Raw genomic sequence first — 21,270 nt, 5'->3', positions numbered from 1 at the left:
TCCGCGCCGCCGAACGAGCCCTCGAGCTCGATACCGGGGATGTTCAGGTCCGCGTCCTTGATCGCCCCGGTCGCGAAGATCACCGCGTCGTAGAAACGACGGAAGTCGGACAGCGTGAGATCCCTGCCGTAGTTGACGTTCCCGAGGAATCGGATGTCGCCCCGGTCCAGTACCTTGTGCAGCGCGTTCACGATGCCCTTGATGCGGGGATGGTCAGGAGCGACCCCGTAGCGGATCAGCCCGTACGGTGCGGGGTACTGGTCGAACAGGTCGATACTGACGCCGAGATCGCCGCCCTGTACTTCGTTCGACTTCGTCAGGATGTCGGCGGCATAGACACCCGCCGGTCCGGCCCCGATGATCGCGACCCGCAGCGGCCGTGCCGCAGCTGAGGTAGACACTGATTAGCCCTCTTCCCGGTGGAATTGCTCCCTGGTGGATAGCATGGCGCGGAATAAGCGCACGCTTTACTATTCTAAATGCCGTCGGCTGGCACCGCCGAAAACAGTGGTAGGGATCTCCTCCCCCGCAGCCGCGCTCCTGCCAGGGAGCGGGCGGAGTGGCGGGTGACGCACTGCGGATCAGCGCACGGGAATAAAAGCGCCTCGACTCCCCGTTGCCGCCGTCGTGAGTGGAACAGGCGGAAAGACCAAGCGTCCGGCGCGGAGCGAGAACTCGGTCGGCATCCTTTTCGGCGTCGGAGCGTACGGACTATGGGGGCTGTTGCCGCTCTACTTCCTGGTACTCGTTCCTGCCAGCCCCATCGAGATCGTCGCCAACCGCGTCGTCTGGTCGCTTCTCTTCTGCGCACTACTGCTGACCGCACTGCGGTCCTGGAAGCCCGTGCTCACAGCTCTTCGCACCCCGCAGATCGTCGGAACCCTGACCGTTGCTGGGCTGCTGATCGCCGTGAACTGGCTCGTCTATACCTACGGGGTCACCTCGGGACAGGCCATCGAGGCCTCCCTGGGGTACTTCATCAATCCCATCGTCTCCGTGCTGCTGGGCGTGATCGTCCTGCGCGAGAAGCTCAGGCCCCTGCAGTGGGCCGCGATCGGCATGGGAATCATCGCGGTGATCGTCCTGGCCGTGGGCTACGGCTCCGTTCCGTGGATCGCCCTCACCCTGGCCTTCTCCTTCGGGTTGTACGGCTTCGTCAAGAAAAAGGTCGGCTCCCGCGTGGACGCCGTATCGAGTCTGAGCATCGAGACCGCCGTCCTGACTCCGATCGCAGCCGGCGTCATGCTCTGGCTCGGCTCGACAGGCGCAGCAACCCTGCTGACCGAGGGCGCAGGCCACTTCTGGATCATGGCGGCCTCGGGGGTCATCACGGCCGTTCCGCTGATCTTCTTCGGTGCTGCCGCCCGGCGCCTTCCGCTGACCACCATCGGACTCCTGCAGTACCTGGCACCCGTCCTCCAGTTCCTGCTCGCGCTCCTTGTCCTCGGCGAGGAGATGCCCTTCGAGCGGTGGATCGGGTTCAGTCTCGTCTGGGTGGGGCTCATCCTCCTCACCGTGGACATGCTGCGGACCGTGCGCCGTCAGCCTCGGCCGGCACAGGCCCCGGAGCCGGCGGTCACGGCCGCCTGACGGCTCCCGGAACCGAGGGTGCCGCAACGTCGGCGACCTCGGCACCCAGGTACGAGGCGTTGAACCGGGAGAGCAACTCGGCGAGGTCGAGGACGTCCGCCTGGTTCCACCCCTCCAATTGCCTGCGGAAGTAGCTGCGCCTGGCCCCGCGCGCGTGATCCACGCGACGCCTTCCTTCCTCCGTCAGGGCGACCGGCTGGGACCGCTCGTCGCCGCTCGTGCTGCCGCGCTCAACGAGCCCGAGCCGCTGCAGGGCGGCCACGTGGCCACTGACGGCGGACCTGCTCATGCCGAGAGTCGCGCTCAGGTCGGTGACCCGGCAGGACCCGGCCAGGCGAACCGCTGACAGCACGCTGTACGCGGCAGGTTCCATGTCCGATTCGATGCCGCGGGCGAGAGCCCAGCAGACGCGTTGCTCGCTGCGGCACATCGCGCCGGCCGCCTCCTCGACCAGATCGAGCACGGCCCGGCGTTCAGCTCCTCCCGCGGCTCCGTCGTGTCCTTCCATGGCCGAATAGTAGGCACGGGCGCGGCGCCGCGGACCCGGAATCCGCAGCATTACTCAGCATGACGGGACGACGGCCATCCGAGCGCCGCAGCATGAGGATCAGCGGGGAGTGCGAACCCAGTCCCTCGGGACGACGACCATGGGGACGGGCAGGGCGCGCAGCATCTTGTTCGCCGTCGTTCCGAGGAAGATCTGGCGGTGCTGGGCCAGTCGGCTCGAGCCCACGATGACGAGTTCCCCTGCGTCCCACTCGATGTCGTCGATGGCCTGCTCGATGGTGCGGCCGTGTGCCACCGTGATCGAGGCCTCATGGCCCTCGGGCAGCTGTTCGACGGCGCGTGCCAGCACCGAGTGCGCGTGCTGGTGCGCCTTGTTGATGGCCTCGCCGGACTCCGGGGCCTCCTGGACGTCGAGCGCGACGAGCGAGATCAAGCGCAGCGGAAGGCCGCGCCGGGCAGCCGATTCGACCGCGACGTCGAGCACTCCCTCCGCGCCGGCGCGCGTACCGACCGCGCAGGTCAGGCGGGTGAAGGTGGCTCGGTGGCGGTAACCCCTCGGGGCGAGAGCCACCGGAACGGTGGAACTGTGCAGGACGGCGTTGGCGACGCTTCCCACCGTGTAGCGGCGCAGCAATCCGTTGCTGGACGCTCCGATCACGATCAGACCCGCCTCGACGTCGTCGGCCATCTCGAGCAGCCCCTGGGCGAAGGAATCGGCGAGGCGAAGGTGCGTGCTGACCTCGACGCCGTCGGGCACGCTCTCCTTGGCTCGATCGAGCGCCTCCTGGGCGCGGCGACTGCCGGGCGCGACACTGCCGTCCTGCGGCCAGTCGAGGACCGTGACGAGATCGATGGCTGCCGACTGCGTGAGGGCCAGCGACGTGGCCAGTTCGAGGGCGTCCTGCCCGCGGTCATTCTCGGTATAGCCGACGACGTAGCGCACGACGGACTCCTCTCGGATGCGGACGGACGGCGGGGGTGCCGCACAGTCGGTTTACTCTAGCGCAGCACCCCCGACCGGATGGTCAGTCCTGCGGCGCCGCAGAGCCCTGCGTCAGGATCTCCTGCCGGAAGAACGCCGGATTGATGCGCGACCACACCAGCATCAGGACGACCCCGAGCAGGATCACCCCGATCCCGAGGATGAACACCATCCCGACGCCGAACAGCTCCGATCCGGAGCCGTACGCAGGATCCATCGAGTCGATGGCCGTCTTGACGAACATGACCAGCAGGATGACCCCACCCAGCAACGGGGCGAGGAAGCGGAGGACCATGGTCCGGACGCTCGAGAACGCTTGTGCACGGAAGTACCAGACGCAGGCGAGCGCTGTGATGCCGTAGTAGAAGCAGATCATGAGGCCGAGCGCCGTGATGGTGTCCCAGAGTGCGTTCTCCGAGACCAGGCGGGTGAACACGTAGAACCCGGCGGCGGCCACCGCCGCGGCGAACGTGGCGAAGCTCGGGGACTTGTGCTGCGGGCTGATGCGACCGTAGCCCTTCGGCAGCGCCCTGTAGTGGCCCATCGCGAGGAGCGTACGGGCCGGAGACACGAACGTGGACTGGAGGGATGCGGCGGAGGAGCTCAGGACGGCCATGGACATGAGGATGGCGAACGGGCCCATGACGGGACCGGCGAGGGTCGCGAAGATGCTCTCCTGGTTGTCCGGGTTGCCCGCGCCGAGCTCGCCGTCACCGACCCCTGCGAAGGCGAGGGTCGCGAGCGCGACGGTCAGGTAGATGACCACGATCACGACGACGGTCAGTGCTCCCGCCCGGCCCGGCGTCTTCCGGGGGTTGGTGGTCTCCTCGTTCATGGTGAGGGTGACGTCCCAACCCCAGTAGATGAAGATGGACAGCGAGACGCCGGCGGCGAAGGCGGAGAACGAACCGACGGCGAAGGGATTGAACCAGTCGGCGCTGATGGCCGTCGCGTCGAACGCCGTGCCGTTGGCGACATGCACGAAGGCCGCGATGGCGAACCACGCGAGCACGATGAGCTGGAAGGTGACGAGCACGTACTGGACGGTCTTGGTGGCTTCCATGCCGCGGTACGAGACGTAGCACGCGAGCGCGATGAACACGAGCGTCGTCGCGATGTTCACCGGGAGGTTCAGGGTGAGGTCCGCGATGGCGGGGTCGTTCAGGACCTGCGACAGCATGAGGTAGAAGAAGTCCACGGCAACCGCGGCGAGGTTGGACAGCACGATCACGGTGGCGGCGATGAGCCCCCACCCGCCCATCCAGCCCACCCAGGGCCCGAAGGCACGAGTGGCCCAGGTGAAGGAGGTTCCGGAGTCCGGCATCGCACTGTTCAGCTCGCGGTAGCCGAGGGCCACGAGCAGCATGGGGATGAAGCCCACCAGGAAGATCGCCGGGAGGTTGACCCCGACCTCTGCGACGGTGGGCCCGAGGGCCGCGGTGAGGGTGTAGGCGGGGGCTACGCAGGACACCCCGATCACGACGGCGCCGAGCAGGCCGACCGTCCCGGAATCCAGGCCCTTCCTGCTGAGCCCTGTTCCCCTTTGTGTTGTCTCGTCGATACTCATGCGTCCGCCTCTGGAGGTAAGGAGCCCGGGCCGGAAGTGGTGCCGGACGTTGCGTACGTACGCGGGACGACGACCATGGGGATGGTCAGCGTACGCAGGATCTTGTTGGCCGTGGAACCGAGGAAGATCCGCATGTGCTGCGCGAGGCGGCTGGATCCGACCAGCAGCACTTCCCCTTCGTCCCAGGCCATGGCCTCGATGGCTTCCTCGATCGAGGCGCCCCGGGCCGTTTCGACGCTCACCCGGCCTCCGGCGGCGAGGGACGACGCCGCCTCCGCGAGCCGGCGGTTCGCTTCGTCCTCGGCCCCTCCGGCGTCGGGCTGGCCCGCGTCGAGCGCGACCAGGGACACGAGCCGCAACGGCAGGCCCCGCCGCTGGGCCGACGACACCGCGACCGAGACGACGTCGTCGGCCCCGGCACGACGCCCGACGGCGCAGGTGAGCCGCGTGACGGGATCCGTGCGGCGGTAGGACCTCGGTGCGAGCGCCACCGGTACGGGTGAGGCGTGCAGCAGGCTCCGCGCGACGTTGCCGATACTGAAGCGGCTGCCGATCCCGCGGGAGCTGGCTCCGATCACGATGAGTGACGCCTCGGTGTCCTCCGCTGCCTGGATGAGGCCCTCCGCGTTGGACTCGGCGCGCACGACGACGCCGCGTGCCGCGACGTCGTCGGGCACGAGTGCGAGCCCCTGGTCCATCCACTGCCGCATCTGCTGCGTGAGGAGGGTGTCGAAGCCCTTGTCCGGCGGGTAGGTGCCGGCATACATCGAGTGCTCCGGCATGACGAGGACGAGGTCGAGCGTCGCGTCCTGGCGGCGCGCGAGGGCGACGGCGAGGCACACTGCGTCGTGTCCGCGCTCATCCGCCGTGTACCCGACGATATAGCGCACGATCACGCCTCCGTCGCGGTGCCGGCGGACTGCAGGCCGGCGGCCAGTGCGCGATGGACGGCCGCCGCGGTGCGCTGCCCCATGCGGATCGCGCCGTCGACGTGCTGGTACCCCTCCGCCGCTATGTCCGAGCAGGACCAGTGGATGGGACCCACCGGGGTGCGCTGGTCGCGCCCGTACCGGTGCAGCCCGCCGAGGTCGTAGCTGGAGGCGTAGGCTCCCCGCGTCCATTCCTCCGAGGCCCAGTCGGACTCGTAGTACACCTCGGGCTCGAGCGCCCGGGGCCCGAGGAACCCGGCGATCGAGGCCAGGATCCGTTCCCGGCGCTCGTGCGGTGGCAGTTCGAACATCGCGTCGGCCTTCTCATCCGAGATGAAACCGACCAGCGTGCCGCGCGGGTCCTCGTAGTTCGAGTTGTCGTACACCTCCTGGACGATCGACTCCGCGCTGAACCCTGTGCCCGAGAGCCTTTCCTCGCGCCAGAACGGGGTGGCGTAGACGGCGTGGACCTTGATCACGAGCCCCAGTGACTGGTGCTGGTGCATCTGGTGCTGACGCCGCGGCAGCGGGGGTTCGTAACTGATGCGCGAGTACAGGTTGGGCGGAACGGCGACGACGGCGTAGCGCGCGTGCACCGTCGTGGTGTCCGAGACCACGGTGACGCCTTCGACGGTGTCACGGCCGTCCATCCCGCTCCAGCGCAGGGTCCGGACGGGCGTCCCGAGGACGACGTCGTCCCCCAGCTCGGCCGCCATCCGCTCCGAGACGGACTGCATGCCGCCGACGACACGCTTGTCGAGGATGAAGTCCTCGTCGACGAGGTTGGAGAAGGAACCCGCGGTGGCTGCCATGAGGATCGCCTGGAGCGCGGAGAAGGAGTGGGCCGGCTTCGTGAGCATTCCGCCGGCGACGAAGAGGCCGATGTTGTTGCAGGCTTCCTCGTCGTCGGACTGCTGCCGCAGCCAGTGGTGGAAGGAGACGGTATCGAGGGCACGCGCGTCCGGGTGGTTCCAGGGCGCTTCCGGTCCCACCTCCGCCGCCAGCCTGTCGAGGATCCCGACGAGCCGTTCCATCTCCTCGCGCGTGTAGTCGTCGACGGGGAACATCTCGCCGCTGTACCGGACGGGTTCCCCGCCGGGGCCGATGTAGACGGAGTCCCCCTCGCGATAGCGGGAGAACGTGTCGAGTCCCAGTTCGTCGAGGAGCCCGATGAGCGCGGTCTGGTCCGGTGACACCCACTGACCGCCGACCTCCAGGACCGCGCCGTCGATGACGTCGGTGTGCGTCCTTCCTCCGACGCGCTCCCGCGCCTCGAGGACGGCGACGGTATGGCCGGCCTTCCTGAGTTCGCGTGCGGCAGTGAGGCCCGAGGGCCCCCCTCCGATGATGACGACGTCGCGCTCGATGGTGTTCACGTGTTCCTCCCGGCCAGCATGGCGCAGGCCACAAAATGAATAGCGTTCATTATTTGGCCCTACTATAGCCATGCGTACCCCGCGAGGGAAGGGAACGACCGTAGAGTTAACGCCACCGCAACAGGAAGCAGGATCCATGACCGCAGCATCCCCGGGGCCGCGGCGCGCCGGACGGCCTCCGCGCAGCATCCTGTCCAGAGACCGCATCACGGGCGCCGCCCTGGAGCTGATCGATACGGAGGGCTACGAAGGACTCACCATGTCGGCCCTCGCGCGGAGGCTCCGCGTGGCCCCCTCGGCCCTCTACAACCACACCGCGTCGAAGCGGGAGGTGCTCGGGTGGGTCCAGGACCATGTGATGACGATGGTCGATTTCAGCGCCTTCCATCAGGAACCCTGGGACGAGGCGGTCAGGCAGTGGGCCTGGTCCTACCGCGAGGTCTTCGCACGGCACGCACCCCTCGTCCCGGTCATCGCCGTGATGCCCGTGACCGACGCCGCGGAGACGCTGCGCATGTATGAGGAGGTTGCCGCCGGTTTCCTCCGCGCAGGCTGGCCGGAGGACCGGATCGTTCCGGCGATCGTGGCACTCGAGTCCTTCATCTACGGCTCGGCGCTCGACGTCGCCGCTCCGGGCGACATCTTCGACTCGGGTAGCCTCGCGGCCCAGTTCCCGATCTTCACGTCGGCGGTCCGGAGCGCCACCGATTCCGCGGGTGCGGAGAGCGCTGCGGACGCCGCCTTCCGGGCGGGCTTGGACGGCATGATCGCCGGGCTGCATCAGCAACTGACGACCTCCTCGACCTGAGGCCGGCGCCGCGTCGGTTCCTCATCCTACTGATAGCTAAGTGGACTAGCTTTACGGAACGCGAGATAGCTGTTAAGGTCTGAGAACGGTCAAGCAACGGCCCACCACTCCGAAATCCTCGAGGTACGTCATGTCTGTTGCCCCACTCACCCTGGCTACACCTTCCCGGCGGGCAGAGCCCGGACCCCCCACCGCGTGGTCCGATCCGGACGCTGTCGATTTCAGCGCACCCCCGGAGACACAGGGCAGCCGCGGCCCTGAGGTGCCTGAGGTCCCCCGCGACCTGGCCGCCGCCACCACCCGTGAGCTCCGGATCCTCTGCAATCAGCTCTACCGCGTACTGGACACCGACTTTCCTCCGTTCGGCGTGCAGGAGGACTACGAGGACGTCGTGGAACTCCTCGCCCACCGGGAAGCCCGCGCCGCCGAGCGCACCGAGAGCGAGAACCTGCGTGAGAAGTTCCGGGACAACCCCGTGAACTCGCGGTTCGAGCTCTTCCACGACGGCACCATGGTCGGCTACGTGAAGTACGACATGCGTGCCGGGCGAATCCGTCTCCTGGAGACCGTCGTCGGTCCTGCCTACCGCCAGTCCGGCCTCGAGCCCGTCCTGGTGCGGCAGGCTCTCCTGAGTGCGCATCGCCGTCGCCTGGCTCCAATCCCCTACTGCCAGCACGTACAGGCTTTCCTGACCGAGCACCCGCAGTTCCAGGCACTCATCCCGGTCGGCTGATCGCACCAGAACGAAGGAGGCCCCGCAGCAGTGCTGCGGGGCCTCCTTCGTCTTCGGAACGTGGTCGGCTACGAGCCGACGCCGACCGAGCGGATGGCGCGCTCGAGCACGTCGAGCCCGTCCGCCAGCAGTTCGTCGGTGATGACGAGCGGTGGCAACAGCCGGATCACGTTTCCATACGTGCCACACGTCAGGATGATGACACCCTCGCGCAGGCACTGGGCGGCGATGGCCTTGGTCGCGTCGGCGTTGGGTGTCTTGCCGCCCGGCTCGACGAACTCGATCGCCAGCATGCCTCCGCGACCGCGGAGTTCGCCGATGATGCTGTGATCGCCCAACTCCGCCTGCAGGGTGGCGAAACGCTGCGTGACCTGAGCCTCGATGCTCCGCGCCCTGCCGGCGAGGTCCTGCTCCCTCATGGTCGAGATCGCCCCGAGTGCCGCCGCGCATGCCACCGGATTGCCGCCATAGGTGCCGCCCAGCCCACCGGCATGCACGGCGTCGAGCAGATCCGCGCGGCCCGTGATGGCCGAGAGCGGCATGCCTCCCGCGATACCCTTCGCCATGGTGATGATGTCGGGCACCACACCTTCGTGGTTCACGGCGAACCATTCGCCCGTACGGCAGAAGCCGGACTGGACTTCGTCCGCGATGAACACGACGCCGTTCGCCGTGGCCCACTCCGCCAGCGCGGGCAGGAATCCCTCCGCAGGAACGATGAACCCTCCCTCGCCCTGGATGGGCTCGATGATGATCGCGGCGACGGACTCGGCCCCGATCTGCTTCTCGATCATCGTGATGGCCCGCTGTGCCGCTTCCGGCCCCGTGATCGCGGGGTTCTCCTCGCGGAAGGGGTAGCTCATCGGCACGCGGTAGATCTCGGGCGCGAACGGCCCGAAGTTGGTCTTGTACGGCATGCTTTTCGCCGTCAGCGCCATCGTGAGGTTGGTGCGGCCGTGGTACGCGTGGTCGAACGCGACGACGGCGTTCCGGCCCGTGGCGAGGCGCGCGACCTTGACAGCGTTCTCCACCGCTTCGGCGCCCGAGTTGAACAGGACGGTGCGCTTCTCGAAATCCCCGGGGGTCAGCTCGGCGAGCTGTTCCGCGACGGCGATGTACCCCTCGTAGGGGGTCACCATGAAGCACGTGTGCGTAAAGTGCTCCACCTGCTCCTTGACCGCGCTGACGACGGCGGGGTCCGACGCACCGACGCTCGTAACGGCGATGCCGGAACCGAGGTCGATGAAGGAGTTCCCGTCGACGTCGCGGATGATGCCGCCGTCGGCGTCCGCCGCGTACACCGGGACGCCCGAAGCGACACCCTTGGCCACGACGGCAGCACGACGAGCGGCCAGCTCGGTGGACTTGGGGCCGGGGAAGTCGCTGTTGATCCGGCGCTTCTGCTCGAGCCGGAAGCCCGGTGCGACGGCACCGGGAGTAGTTGCGAAGGTGGTCATGGGAGTGTTCCTTTCGTCGACGGGACGCTCAGGCGTCCAGCACGCTCATGACGTGCTTGATCCGGGTGTAGTCCTCCACGCCGTACATGGAGAGGTCCTTGCCGTAGCCGGAGTTCTTGAACCCGCCGTGCGGCATCTCGGCGGTGAGCATGATGTGCGTGTTGATCCACACCGCGCCGAAATCGAGATCGCGGGAGACACGCATCGCGGTTCCGTGGTCGGTCGTCCAGACGCTGGACGCCAGGGCGTAGTCCACCCCGTTGGCGAGCTCCACGGCCTCCTCCTCGGTGCCGAAAGTCTGCACCGTGACGATGGGACCGAAGGTCTCCTGCTGCACCACCGAATCCTCCTGGCGTGCACCCGTGATGATCGTCGGCTCGAAGAAGTAGCCCTTGTCGCCCGCGCGCTTGCCGCCTGCCGCGATGCTGCAGTGGGCCGGAAGGGCGTCGATGACGGCGTTGACGGCGTTGAAATGGTTGATGTTGTTGAGGGGCCCGAAATAGTTCTTCGAGTCGTCCTCGTTGCCCGTGGTCAGGGTCGCGGTGTGCTCGACCATCGCGGCGACGAACTCGTCGTGTGCATCCTCCTGCACGAGCACGCGGGTGATCGCGGTGCAGTCCTGGCCGGCGTTGAAGAAGGCGAACTCCGCGATGGCCGCTGCGGAGCGCTTGAGGTCGGCGTCGGCGAAGACGACGGCGGGCGCCTTGCCGCCGAGCTCGAGGTGTGCCCGCTTGAGGCCCTTCGCGGCGCTCGTCGCGACAGCGATGCCGGCGCGGACGGAACCCGTGATGGAGACCAGGCCCGGAACCGGGTGCTCGATCATGGCCGCACCGGTCTCGCCCGTACCGAGCACCACGTTCAGGACGCCGTCCGGCAGGATGCCCTGCGTGAGGCGCGCCAGCACCAGGGTCGACTCCGGGGTGGTATCGCTCGGCTTCAGCACGACGGTATTGCCGGCGGCGAGTGCGGGGCCGATCTTCCAGATCGCCATCAGGAACGGATAGTTCCACGGCGCCACCTGCGCAACGACGCCGATCGGTTCCCGGCGCACGTAGGAGGTATGCCCCTCGAGATACTCCCCGGCGGACTTGCCCTCCAGGATTCGGGCCGCACCAGCGAAGAACCGCAACTGGTCCGCGCCGGCCGCTACTTCCTCGGCGGCGATCATCTCGCGCACCTGTCCCGTGTTGCGGTGCTGTGCCTCGACGATCTCCTCGCTCGCACCCTCGACGGCGTCGGCAAGCTTGAGCAGCATGAGTTGGCGCTGGCTCGGCGTTGTTCGCCTCCAGGTCGTGAAGGCGCGAGCGGCGACGCGCATCGCGTCGTCGACGTCCGCCGGTGAGGACACCGGTGATTGCGCCACGACCTCCCCGTTGGTCGGGTTCACGATGTCGAGGAGCTCTGTTCCGGCCGGCGTCACGAACTTGCCGTCGATATAGTTCTGAAGGGTCTCAGCCACGCTGCAGTGCCTTTCATGGGATGTCGTCGCGGCAGACGGGGGCCCTGCCGCGTGTATCGAACCGACGGTACCGGGGGCAGGTAACCCGTGCCACATGTAACTGCACAGTGCGAGGAAGCGACGACGGTGCAGTAGCACAGCACTGGTCTAGGCTGGAGCCATGGCCATGACCCTCGTCGAACTGTTGTCCGACCCGGCCCTCGGGCTCTCGGCCGAGGGCGCCGCCGAACCTCCCGGTCAACCGATCCAATGGGTCGCCGTGACGGAGCTGGAGGACCCCCGGCCCTTCCTCAACGGAGCGGAGGTCGTCCTCACCACCGGCCTGCGGCTCAAGGCCGGGGCGGCCCAGCGCGCCTTCGTCCGCCGGGTGCATGAAACCGGGGCGATGGCCATCGGTTTCGGCGTGGGCCTCACTCACGCCAGGGTCCCGGCCAGCCTGGTCGCCGAGGCGGATGACGTCGGGCTGCCGGTCTTCCGCGTGCCGTACGAGGTCCCCTTCATCGCGATCGGGAAGAAGGTCGCCGACGCCCTCTCCGCGGACCACTACGCGGGCCTCGAAAACCTTCTCGAGGGGCATGCCGTCCTCGCATCGGCGCTGCTCGGGGCAGGAGGACTGCCGGCCCTCCTGGGGGAGCTCGCCTCGATGCTCGGCACCGACGTCGCGCTGCACCAGTACGGTGCACGCATCGCAGGTGCGTCGCCCAGGCGGGGAGCGGCCCCGACGTCGAACTCCGCTCCGTGGCACCGTCTGCCCATCGCCACCGGGCTCAAGGACCGCTGCACCCTCGCGATCGCCGAACCGTACGAGCACGCCGCGATCGTCGACTACGCGCAGAGTCTGATCTCCGTCGAGCTCACCAACCAGGCACGCAACAGGACCGGAGCCCGGAGGGCAGCGGGACAGCTGGTCGAGGACGTGGTGCGCGGCACGCTCACGGGGGCGGAGGCTGCCGCCAGACTCGCCGGTTCGGGCATCGACACGACGCTGCGGCACGGCGTGGTGATCGTGGACGTGGCGTCCGGACAGCGCAGGGCTCTGCGGACACTGCCGCTGCCTGATGGGTGGGACGGTGTCTCCGCAGCCCTCGTCGATGAACAGCTCGTCCTGGTCCTTCCGGCGGTCGCCCCGGCGCCCGCTGATCTCAGCCGCTACCTGCACGGTGCCGGCCTGACGGCCCGCATCGGCGTGGGTGGCACCTACGCCCAGCCGAACGGTCTGCGGTGGAGTTATTTCGAGGCGCGCGAGGCGCTCCAGCGCGGCCAGGCCTTGAACCTCGCCGACAGGCTGAGCCTGACCTCGCTGCTGATGTCGGGCGCGGACGTGCCCCTCGCCGACCTCGCCGCCGAGACACTCACCCCGCTCGAGGCCTTCGACCGGGCGCACGGCGCCGGTTTGGTGACGACACTGCGCCGTTACCTCGACCTCGACGGGTCGATCGCAGCCGTCGCGTCGGACCTCGACCTCCACCGGAACACCGTCCGCTACCGGCTGCAGCAGGTGGTGTCACTGACCGGGTACGATCCGGCGGTGACCGCCGACCGGGTGCACCTGTACCTCGCACTGCGGGTCCGGTCCCTCGGCTGACGTCCCTCCCGCCACCCGTGACCGATCCCGCGGACGGACCGTGACGAATAGGCAGCAACACCGCGGGCACCTGGCGCGCATGGGATAGTTGGGTTCTCACTGGTCTCACAGTCCTTCAGGGGTATGCATGTCACTGCTTCAGGCAGACGAATCGGAACTGCAGGAACTCGCACGGCAGGCGGTCCTGCAGGAATACCGGCTGCCGTACGGCGAGGCCGACGGCAAGCCCGTGGAGAAGCCCGACTACGAGACGCCGCCGGAACTCCTCAACCTGGTGAAGCTCGCCGTCCGGGTCAGCGGGATGGACGCCGGAGTCATCAACATCATCACGGCGGACCAGCAGCATCAGATCGCCGCCGTGGGAGTGGAGGCCGCCGTCTGCTCCCGGGAGGACTCGATGTGCTCCAAGGTCTTCCGCTCCGGGTCCATCACCGCCGTGGCAGATGCCTCCGCCGATCCGCGTTTCGCCGGCAACCCCTTCGTCAACGGTGTGATCGCGGATGTGCGGTCCTACGCTTCCGTGCCCCTCGTCGCCGAGAACGGCCACGCCCTCGGCTCCCTCTGTGTCTTCTCCCCCCGGAGCCTCGAGTTCGGTCCCGAACAGCGCGAGGGACTCGAGATCCTCGCCCGGCAGGTGGTCGAGGTCCTGGAGCTGCAGTTCAAGACCCGTCAGCTCGTCGAGGCGCTCGAGGTGGTGCGCCGCAGCAACGAGGACCTGGCGAGCTTCGCGGCGCGGGTCAGCCACGACCTGAAGAACCCGCTGACGGCGATCCTCGGCTACACCGAACTCAGCGAACAGGACGACGACGTCGAGTCCTCGAGTCCCGCCGCCCGCTATTTCAGCATCATCCGGGGCAGCGCCAGCCGCATGCTCTCAACGGTCGAGGAAGTTCTCGAGTTCTCCCGCATCGGCGGGGCGATCAGCCGCCGGAAGGTGCGCCTGAGCACCATGATGAACGCGGTCCTGCAGGACGTGCTGCCACTGAGCAGTGCCTACGATGCCCTCGTCACCCTGCAGGACGCGCACCTGAACGTGGACCAGGCGCAGGTCACCGCGCTCCTGCAGAACCTCGTGTCCAACGGCATCAAGTACTCGACTCCCGGCACGCCGCCACGGATCGAGGTCGTCGCGGACATCGGTGACCGGCAGGTGATCCGCGTGATCGACCACGGCAAGGGCATAGCGCCTGCGGACCGGCGCCGTGTCCTCGAGCCGCTCGTCAGGCTGCAGCGCGACGGCGATCCGGCAGGCAGCGGAATCGGACTCGCCACCTGCGCGCGCATCGCGGCGGCGCACGAGGGATCGATCAGCATCACGGAGACGCCGGGTGGCGGCACCACCGTGACGGTGGACCTGGGGCCGGCAGCCTGACGCGTCCGCGGCCGTCGCATCGACCGCCGCGCGCTTCACCGGACGTCCATGACCATCCCGTACCTCGGCGTCGTGCGGCGTCGTGCAGCGTCGCCCCGGCCCGGTGCGGCCGCGGGAGGGTCTACGGCTCCTGCGGCTGCAGCCGCTGCTGGTCGGCGTGGGCGAGCGGCAGCCGGAAGGTGAAGGTCGACCCCTGCCCCTCGACGCTGCGGCACGTGATCGTTCCGCCGTGGCGTTCCACGATGGCTTTCGAGAGCGCGAGTCCGAGCCCGACGCCGGGGATGGCCGCATTACGGGCCGCTGAAGTGCGGAAGAACTTGGAGAAGACCCCGTGGAGCTCCTCCGCCGACATCCCGCTGCCCTCATCCGTCACGCTGCACTCGACCTCGCCGTCGACCTCCGCAGCGTGCACCGACACGCGTCCACCGCCCGGGGAGTACTTGACGGCGTTGGACAGCAGGTTGTCCAGCACCTGGCTGACACGGGGAGCATCGGCCATCGCCACGAGATCCGGTTCGGCGTGGACCTCGAAGCGCACCAGCGGATTGGTATTGCGCTCCTGTGCAGCCGAGACGCGCTCGGTGACAAGGGCGGAGAAGTCCGTGGGTCTGACCGATATCTCCGGTGACCCCTCGGCCGTGGACAGCAGGTCCACCACGAGCTTGTGCAGACGCTCCGAGTTACGGGACACCACCTCGAGGCCCGAGGCGACGTCCGGCTCGAGGTCCGGCATGCTGGTCAGCAACTCCAGGTATCCCCGGATCGCGGTGAGCGGCGTCCTCAGTTCGTGCGACACCGTGGCCACGAACTCGTCCTTCGCGTTGAGGGCTGTCACGAGCTCGGTCACGTCATTGAACGTCACGACCGAACCCTCGCGAGCGCCGGACTGGTTCAGCAGCAGCCGCGACGAGGTCGACAGGACCCGCTGGTTCGGCCGCTCGCCCCACCACAGCAGGTAGTCGGAGAACACCTGCCCCTCCGCCGCCCGACGCGTCGGACGGCGCGCCTCGGGAAGGGGGGACCGGCCGTCCTGCTGGAAGACCTGCAGGTCCGCCTCGGCCGTCTCCCTGGTTCCGCCGGCGATCGCCTTGAACTGCTCGAGCTTCCGGTTCGCGAGCACCTGCCGGCCGGTTTCGTCCACCGCGATCAAGCCGATGTCGACGCTGTTCACCACGGTATCCAGCAGTCGCTCACGGCGCGCGGACTCCTCGAGGAGGGCCTGCAGGGCGCGGTCCTTCGTCTCCACGACCTCCTGCTGGGCCATCATGCTGGCCGTCATCACGCGAATGGTTACACCGATCGCGAACATGATGAACGGCAGCAGGACGGATTGGGTCAGGGACTGCGAGGTGATCGCGTCGTCCGTGACGAACACCGGCACCCAGACGATGCCGAGGGATGCGAGGAACCCCGCGGCGAGTGCGGCTCTGGGAAACAGTCCGGAAGCAGCCAGCCAGATGACGGGAAAGACGGCGAGCAGACCCACCCCGGTGATGACGGTGCCGGCGCCATGGCGCATGAACCCGATGGGAATGAAATCGAGCAGCGGAATGACCAGGAAGCTCGCGTAGGGAAGCCGATCCCAGGGCACCAGCACGCACACCGCGAGGAGAAGGGCCTGCAGCCCCACTCCGACCATGAAGGCCTGGCTCTCGAAGAGGTCGGGGTGGAAGAGAAGCCCTCCCGCCAGGATCAGCAGGACCGTCATCGAGAGGGGCAGCTGACTCAGGACGACCCGGGCCCGCAGGCTCAACTCGTGGAACTGCCTCGTATTGAGGGTCAGGTAGGAAAGTACCTTGTCCATCGCCGGCCGATCCCCCTCTGCATCATCGAGCTATCCCGTCACTGCACGACGAGGCGGACGGGCCTCGCGCGCCAGCCCCCACAGGTTAGCGCGGCGAACCCTCGATTTGAGCGGTCACGACAGTCCTGCCGGCTCAAGACTTCATCAAGTTCGTCGCAACAAACCGGTGACCGGGGCGAAGATTCGCTCCGCGGCCCACGAGTCGTGCGCCGTAGCGTTTAATGAGGATCATGACTGCCGCCCCGGACATCCGCCGTGCCCTGGTTATCGAGGACGACGTCGACATTCGGGGTTTGCTGGCGCAGATCCTGAAGCGCGAGGGTTTCGAGGTCACCGAAGCCGCCACCGCACGTGAAGGACTCGACAGGGCCCGTGCGGGCGCCGACCTCATCACGCTCGACCTCAACCTGCCCGATGGCGACGGCGTCGAGGTGTGCAGGGAAGTCCGTACCTTCTCCGACGCCTACATCCTGATGATCACGGCACGTACCGACGAGATCGAGCGCCTGACCGGCCTCGAGACGGGCGCCGACGACTACATCAGCAAGCCCTTCAGCCCACGCGAGCTCGTCGCCCGCATCAACTCCCTCTTCCGTCGGCAGAGCCGTCAGGCCGCCGTCGACGTCGCCAACGCGGACGAGCGGCAGCGAGCCGCCGAGGTGCAGCGGAACCTCCTGCCCCGGGAGAAACTGAGCATCCAAGACTACGAGCTGGCAGGGCGATTCCGCCCGTCGCGGAGCGTCGGAGGCGATTTCTACGACTGGTATGCCACGCCGGAAGGGCTGCACCTGACGGTCGCGGACGCGATGGGCAAGGGAATGGGCGCCGCCCTGATCGCAGCCACGGTCCGCGCGATCATGCGCTCCGTCGCAGCACAGCCGAGTATCGAGACCGCTTTCGCGACGGCGGCGCGCGCCACGGAAGCCGACCTCGAGCAGACCAGCTCCTTCGTCACGCTCTTCCACGGCCGCCTCGATGCCGCTACCGGCGCCGTGGGCTATGTCGACGCCGGCCACGGCCTGGCGCTGCACGTGGCAGCGGACGGGAGCGTCACACGGCTCCCCTCGGCCGGACCGCCCGTCGGGGCCTGGCCCGACCAGGCGTGGTCGGCGGAGACGACGCATCTCGGACCGGGCGATTCGCTCGCCATCGTCAGCGACGGCCTGCTGGACATCTACGAGACGGTCGACCAGTTCACGGAGGCGGTGGGCGCCGTCGTCACCGCCGCCACCAGCGCCGAGGACGCTTGCGCTGTCCTGCTCGACCTCGCAGACGTCCCTGAGGTGGCCGACGACGTCACCGTGGTCATCCTCCGGCGCTCGCACGAATGACCGGCGGCATCTGCACGGGCACCGGCACACAGCAATCGGGAAGAGGAAGTACACATGGAATTCACCACCGCTGACAAGGGGCGCTACACCGAGGTAGCGGCCACCGGCCGACTGAACATGGTGGCGGCGCCGAAGCTGCGCGAGGTCATCAACGGCGTCGTGGCTTCGGGCGGCAAGCGGATCGTCGTCAACCTCGCGGACACGAGCTTCATGGATTCGTCGGGGCTCGGAGCGCTCATCGGGTGCCTGAAGCTGGCGCGGCAGTCCGGCGGCGATCTCCGCATCGCGGCCGTCCAGCCGCAGGTCAAGATGGTGCTCGAGCTCACGAGCATGCACCGGGTGCTGACGCCGCACGCGACACCCGAGGAAGCCTTCCGCAATGACTGACATCCTCGCCAGGCGCACCCTCGAAGAGCCGGCGAGCGACCAGGCCATCGAGAACCTGCACGGCCTCCTCGACCAGCTGTGGATCGACGCGGCGTTCGTGCCGGAGCTCGACCAGATGGCCTTCACGACGGCGGTCATCGAGGCCGCGAGCAACGTCGTCCAGCACGGCGTGCCGTCCGAGGGCGCGGAACTGCTCCTCGGCGTCGAGCTCACCGTGGAGACCGGGCGCCTTCGCGCGGTCATCAGCGAGATCGGGGCAGCAGCACACGACCCGGCACCGGATGTCCAGGGAACCGCAGCGTCGGCGCCGCTCGACGAGGACGCGCTGCTGGAGGACTACGACGAATCCGGCCGTGGGCTCTCGATGATCCGGGCCCTCGTCACCACGGTGACGGTCGAGCGGCAGGGTGACACCAACGTGTGGGTGCTCTCCCGCGACTCCGACCCGGCGAACTGACGTCACGCCCGCCCCCGCGCGCAGGGGGATCAGCTCAGCGAGCGCCCACCGCCGAGTCGTTCTGCTGCCGAGGCGGCCCCGACGGTATCCGCCCGGTTCTCCGGACAGCGAGCCTGTCAGGGAAGTGACGGCCGACCGAGGAATGCGGCGATGTCCGTGTAGACCCGTCTGGATTCCGGCAGCCGTGGAAAGGCCGGGAACACGTGGAACCCGCCGGGGTAGACGGCCAGGGTCACATCGGCGCCCGCCGCCACGGCCCGGTCCCGGAACACCACGGCATCCACCATGCACACGTCGCGCGTGCCCTGGTAAATCCTCGTGCGGGGCACGGTGGCCAGCATCTCCTCCGGCGCGCAGGCGGGGCTCACCAGCGGATTCCTCGGGTCGTCGCCGCCGGACCACCAGAGCCCGGCCTGCACTCCTCCCGCCACGGACAGCATCGGATCGACGGCGTCGTACTTCGGGATGGCGGGATTCGTGGCCGTCACGTCGAGCCAGGGCGAGAACGCGACGACGCGGCCCGGCGCAGGAAGTCCCGCATCTCGGAAGGCCCAGGACTGGGCGATGGCCAGCCCTCCCCCGGCGGAATCCCCCATGAGCGTCACGTCCTCGGGGTCGGCCGTACGGAGCACATCGCGGTAGACGGACACCAGGTAAGGGAAGGCCTCGCGGTAGGTGCTCTCCGGCGCCAGCCGGTAGAGCGGCACGGTGACGGCCGCTCCGGTCCGCTTCGTCAGCTCGGCGATGATCCACCAGTGCGGGCGTCCGAGCTCGTTGATGTAGATCCCGCCGTGCGTATAGACGATGTGCGATCGGCTGGCGCCGAGCAGGGGACGGACGGTGATCGTTCGCACTCCATCGATTCGCTTCTCCTGGATCGTGTGGGTCTGCCTGAACGTCCACGGGATCGGTGCCATCGCGGGATACGTACGTCCCGGGTACTTCGAGTTCACCCAGTCGGTGCCGCTCAGATTCCTCTTGGTGGGCAGGAGCGCGATCAGCCGTGCCGCGAGCCGCATGGCGCGCGAGCCGTCGTCCGCACTCGGTTCGACCGTCTCACTGCCCGCTGGGTGCCCGCTCGTCATGGGCCCAGCCTAACGCCGGGCACGGCGGCCGTGCCGCCTCTGTCATGCTGGTCAGGGCCCTGATGCCGCCGGCCGCCGGACGGCTGGTGGCCCCGCGTCACCAGCCCGTCGTCGAAGGAAGAGATGGATACCGCTTCGCACATCGCCCTCGTCGCCGACCTCCTCGGCGTGTTCTTCTTCGCCGTGTCCGGCTCACTGCTGGCGGCGCGCAAGGGCTTCGACATCGTGGGGTCCCTGCTCCTGGCATCCCTCGCGTCGCTGGGCGGCGGAGTGGCGCGCGACCTCATCATCGACGTCCCGCCGGCGGCCTTCACGAATCCCGCCTACCTCCTGCCCCCACTCCTGGCGACAGTACTGGTCTACTTCGTCTTCTCCGGCGTCGAACGCGTCAAGCGCGTCCTGGTGATCTTCGATGCGGCCGGACTCGCCCTGTTCTGCATCACCGGTACGGTGAAGGCGCTCGACGTCGGGCTGAACCCGGTGTCCGCCGTCCTGCTGGGCGTCACCACGGCCGTCGGTGGGGGCCTGCTGCGCGATGTCGTCGCCAATGAGATCCCGCAGCTCTTCGACCCGCGCGACATCTACGCCCTGCCGGCGATGCTCGGAGCCGTCGTCGTCACCGTCCTCTACCTGACGGGCACCTTCACGCTCATCACGGGCACGCTGGCGGCGTCGCTCGTGTTCTTCCTGCGCGTGCTCGCGTGGCGCTACGGGTGGCATGCGCCGCTTGCGGCGAGGGCGTGGACCGCTCGACGGTAGCCCGGGCCCGCGGTGCGGCGGCTAGGATGGGAGCATCCCCGCCACCACTCCTGGAGTACTTGTGACTGAGCTGTTTTCCGACAAATTCCGCGCCCTGGTTCCCCAGTACTTCGAGGACGAGTGGGTCGAGGAGGACGGCCTCTCCGAGGATGAACTCGCCGAGATGCTCGAGGGCAAGGACTTCGAGCTGCCGTTGGCCCTGCGCGAGTTCTACCGGGCCGTCGGAGCCACCGAGGACATCATGGAGGCGTTCCACTTCTTCTGGGACCCCGACGAGCTCGAGATAGAGGACGGCTTCCTCCTGTTCCTCGAGGACGAGGAGGAGCAGTACACCTGGGGGATGCGGGCCGATCAGCTGAACGTTCCCGACCCCATCGTCTGGCGGCGCAACAACGCCCGTGGGGAGTGGCAGAGCGAGGAGGGCACCTTCAGCGAGTACGTGCTCGACCTGTTCGAGTGGGTGTTCGAGGAGGACGAGGAGGACTGATGCAGTTCGTCCACCACGCACCCGAGGGTTACCGGTGCCCGTTCTGCGACCTGGCGCGCGGCGACTTCAGCAACCCCGGGAACTTGTGCCGGCCGGGCGATCTCATCTACTCCGACGACCTCGTGCTCGCGTTCATCGCTTCCCACGGCTTCGAACCGAACCCCGGCCACGTGCTCATCACGCCTCGCGAGCACGTCGAACTGCTCTACGAACTGCCCGACGACGTCGCCGCCCGCATCATGACGTTGACCCGGGACATCGCCATCGCGATCAAGCGGGCGTGGGAGCCCGACGGCGTCTCGACCCGGCAGCACAACGAGCCCGCAGGCAGCCAGCACGTGTGGCACTACCACCAGCATGTCCTGCCCCGGTGGCACGACGACGGCTTCTACTTCACCCCGAAGCGGCCCATCGTGGACCCGGAGATCAGGGCGCGCAAGGCCGACGAGCTGAGGGCGCACCTCCCCGCCCGGTAGTTCGGCGGGCGTCATCCGTCGATCCCTTCTCCCGCCCCGTGGCGTGCTGCACGGCTTTCCGCTTCCATGGGCGAGTCGCGCTGCAACACGCCGGGTTTCAGCGACTGGGCCCGGGAAAA

The 21,270-nt window shown here is 68.1% G+C and carries 20 protein-coding genes and 1 pseudogene; 11 read left to right on the top strand and 10 right to left on the bottom strand.

Translation table 11 applies throughout. From position 1 onward, the window contains the following. Window positions 1-401 (bottom strand): annotated as a pseudogene (locus tag CXQ96_RS16195) (pyridine nucleotide-disulfide oxidoreductase); the annotation flags it as partial. 226 nt (window positions 402-627) lie between these two features. Here CXQ96_RS16195 and rarD point away from each other — a divergent pair. Continuing rightward, window positions 628-1,590: an EamA family transporter RarD gene (rarD, locus tag CXQ96_RS16190; RefSeq protein WP_223263299.1), complete on the top strand. Its 963-nt coding sequence runs from the start codon at window positions 628-630 to the stop codon at window positions 1,588-1,590. Here rarD and CXQ96_RS16185 read toward each other — a convergent pair. The 5 genes from CXQ96_RS16185 to CXQ96_RS16165 form a co-directional block, all read right to left on the bottom strand. Beyond that, window positions 1,577-2,098: a MarR family winged helix-turn-helix transcriptional regulator gene (locus CXQ96_RS16185; RefSeq protein ID WP_181036514.1), complete on the bottom strand. Its 522-nt coding sequence runs from the start codon at window positions 2,096-2,098 to the stop codon at window positions 1,577-1,579. The genes rarD and CXQ96_RS16185 overlap by 14 nt on opposite strands. A 99-nt stretch (window positions 2,099-2,197) precedes the next feature. Beyond that, window positions 2,198-3,040, bottom strand: coding sequence for a universal stress protein (locus tag CXQ96_RS16180; RefSeq protein ID WP_104119033.1), 843 nt, complete (start codon window positions 3,038-3,040; stop codon window positions 2,198-2,200). Window positions 3,041-3,122: 82 nt separating this feature from the next. Beyond that, entirely contained in the window at window positions 3,123-4,646 is a 1,524-nt protein-coding gene (locus CXQ96_RS16175; RefSeq protein WP_104119032.1) for an APC family permease, read from the bottom strand. Further along, on the bottom strand, window positions 4,643-5,542 hold the full coding sequence (locus CXQ96_RS16170; RefSeq protein WP_308662996.1) for a universal stress protein: 900 nt from the start codon (window positions 5,540-5,542) through the stop codon (window positions 4,643-4,645). The genes CXQ96_RS16175 and CXQ96_RS16170 overlap by 4 nt, the downstream gene beginning before the upstream one ends. Next, window positions 5,539-6,951 carry an NAD(P)/FAD-dependent oxidoreductase gene (locus CXQ96_RS16165; RefSeq protein ID WP_104119031.1) on the bottom strand — a complete coding sequence of 471 codons (1,413 nt, stop codon included), beginning with the start codon at window positions 6,949-6,951 and terminating at the stop codon, window positions 5,539-5,541. The genes CXQ96_RS16170 and CXQ96_RS16165 overlap by 4 nt, the downstream gene beginning before the upstream one ends. 136 nt (window positions 6,952-7,087) lie before the next feature. Between CXQ96_RS16165 and CXQ96_RS16160 the strand changes: the two genes are divergently transcribed. Both CXQ96_RS16160 and CXQ96_RS16155 read left to right on the top strand, forming a co-directional pair. Then, the gene (locus CXQ96_RS16160) at window positions 7,088-7,759 is read left to right on the top strand and encodes a TetR/AcrR family transcriptional regulator (protein ID WP_104119030.1); all 672 of its coding nucleotides are present in this window, start codon (window positions 7,088-7,090) and stop codon (window positions 7,757-7,759) included. 130 nt (window positions 7,760-7,889) lie between these two features. Next, window positions 7,890-8,492 (top strand): GNAT family N-acetyltransferase, encoded by a 603-nt coding sequence (locus CXQ96_RS16155; RefSeq protein ID WP_104119029.1) that lies wholly within the window; start codon window positions 7,890-7,892, stop codon window positions 8,490-8,492. 68 nt (window positions 8,493-8,560) lie between these two features. Here the strand turns inward: CXQ96_RS16155 and gabT are convergent, their stop codons facing one another. Then, window positions 8,561-9,949, bottom strand: coding sequence for a 4-aminobutyrate--2-oxoglutarate transaminase (gene gabT / locus CXQ96_RS16150; RefSeq protein ID WP_104119028.1), 1,389 nt, complete (start codon window positions 9,947-9,949; stop codon window positions 8,561-8,563). Between the two features lie 28 nt (window positions 9,950-9,977). Beyond that, on the bottom strand, window positions 9,978-11,408 hold the full coding sequence (locus CXQ96_RS16145) for a gamma-aminobutyraldehyde dehydrogenase (RefSeq protein WP_104119027.1): 1,431 nt from the start codon (window positions 11,406-11,408) through the stop codon (window positions 9,978-9,980). 160 nt (window positions 11,409-11,568) lie between these two features. On the opposite strand from CXQ96_RS16145, the gene CXQ96_RS16140 reads away from it, so the two are divergent. Both CXQ96_RS16140 and CXQ96_RS16135 read left to right on the top strand, forming a co-directional pair. Beyond that, window positions 11,569-12,993 (top strand): PucR family transcriptional regulator, encoded by a 1,425-nt coding sequence (locus CXQ96_RS16140; RefSeq protein ID WP_104119026.1) that lies wholly within the window; start codon window positions 11,569-11,571, stop codon window positions 12,991-12,993. Window positions 12,994-13,120: 127 nt separating this feature from the next. After that, on the top strand, window positions 13,121-14,365 hold the full coding sequence (locus CXQ96_RS16135) for a GAF domain-containing sensor histidine kinase (protein ID WP_104119025.1): 1,245 nt from the start codon (window positions 13,121-13,123) through the stop codon (window positions 14,363-14,365). Window positions 14,366-14,486: 121 nt separating this feature from the next. Here CXQ96_RS16135 and CXQ96_RS16130 read toward each other — a convergent pair whose 3' ends face one another. Further along, on the bottom strand, window positions 14,487-16,169 hold the full coding sequence (locus CXQ96_RS16130) for a cell wall metabolism sensor histidine kinase WalK (RefSeq protein ID WP_104119024.1): 1,683 nt from the start codon (window positions 16,167-16,169) through the stop codon (window positions 14,487-14,489). 230 nt (window positions 16,170-16,399) lie between these two features. Between CXQ96_RS16130 and CXQ96_RS16125 the strand changes: the two genes are divergently transcribed. From CXQ96_RS16125 to CXQ96_RS16115, 3 genes are read left to right on the top strand one after another with little or no spacing between them, the layout of a single operon-like run. Beyond that, window positions 16,400-17,500 carry a PP2C family protein-serine/threonine phosphatase gene (locus CXQ96_RS16125; protein ID WP_104119023.1) on the top strand — a complete coding sequence of 367 codons (1,101 nt, stop codon included), beginning with the start codon at window positions 16,400-16,402 and terminating at the stop codon, window positions 17,498-17,500. A gap of 54 nt (window positions 17,501-17,554) precedes the next feature. After that, window positions 17,555-17,887 (top strand): STAS domain-containing protein, encoded by a 333-nt coding sequence (locus CXQ96_RS16120; protein ID WP_104119022.1) that lies wholly within the window; start codon window positions 17,555-17,557, stop codon window positions 17,885-17,887. Beyond that, complete coding sequence (locus CXQ96_RS16115) at window positions 17,880-18,344, top strand: ATP-binding protein (RefSeq protein WP_104119021.1); 465 nt, start codon at window positions 17,880-17,882, stop codon at window positions 18,342-18,344. Before CXQ96_RS16120 ends, CXQ96_RS16115 begins: the two co-directional genes overlap by 8 nt. Before the next feature lie 116 nt (window positions 18,345-18,460). Here CXQ96_RS16115 and CXQ96_RS16110 read toward each other — a convergent pair whose 3' ends face one another. Next, complete coding sequence (locus tag CXQ96_RS16110; RefSeq protein ID WP_104119020.1) at window positions 18,461-19,429, bottom strand: alpha/beta hydrolase; 969 nt, start codon at window positions 19,427-19,429, stop codon at window positions 18,461-18,463. 123 nt (window positions 19,430-19,552) lie between these two features. Here CXQ96_RS16110 and CXQ96_RS16105 point away from each other — a divergent pair, with 123 nt between their 5' ends. From CXQ96_RS16105 to CXQ96_RS16095, 3 genes are all read left to right on the top strand, one after another. Further along, complete coding sequence (locus CXQ96_RS16105) at window positions 19,553-20,188, top strand: trimeric intracellular cation channel family protein (RefSeq protein ID WP_104119019.1); 636 nt, start codon at window positions 19,553-19,555, stop codon at window positions 20,186-20,188. Between the two features lie 61 nt (window positions 20,189-20,249). Next, the gene (locus CXQ96_RS16100; protein ID WP_104119018.1) at window positions 20,250-20,675 is read left to right on the top strand and encodes a hypothetical protein; all 426 of its coding nucleotides are present in this window, start codon (window positions 20,250-20,252) and stop codon (window positions 20,673-20,675) included. Further along, on the top strand, window positions 20,675-21,151 hold the full coding sequence (locus CXQ96_RS16095; protein ID WP_104119017.1) for an HIT family protein: 477 nt from the start codon (window positions 20,675-20,677) through the stop codon (window positions 21,149-21,151). Before CXQ96_RS16100 ends, CXQ96_RS16095 begins: the two co-directional genes overlap by 1 nt. The last annotated feature ends 119 nt before the right edge of the window (window positions 21,152-21,270 follow it).

It is taken from the genome of Arthrobacter sp. B1805, assembly GCF_002929745.1.
Classification (GTDB): Bacteria; Actinomycetota; Actinomycetes; order Actinomycetales; family Micrococcaceae; genus Arthrobacter_D.
This window is presented reverse-complemented; position numbering and strand designations above follow the sequence as displayed.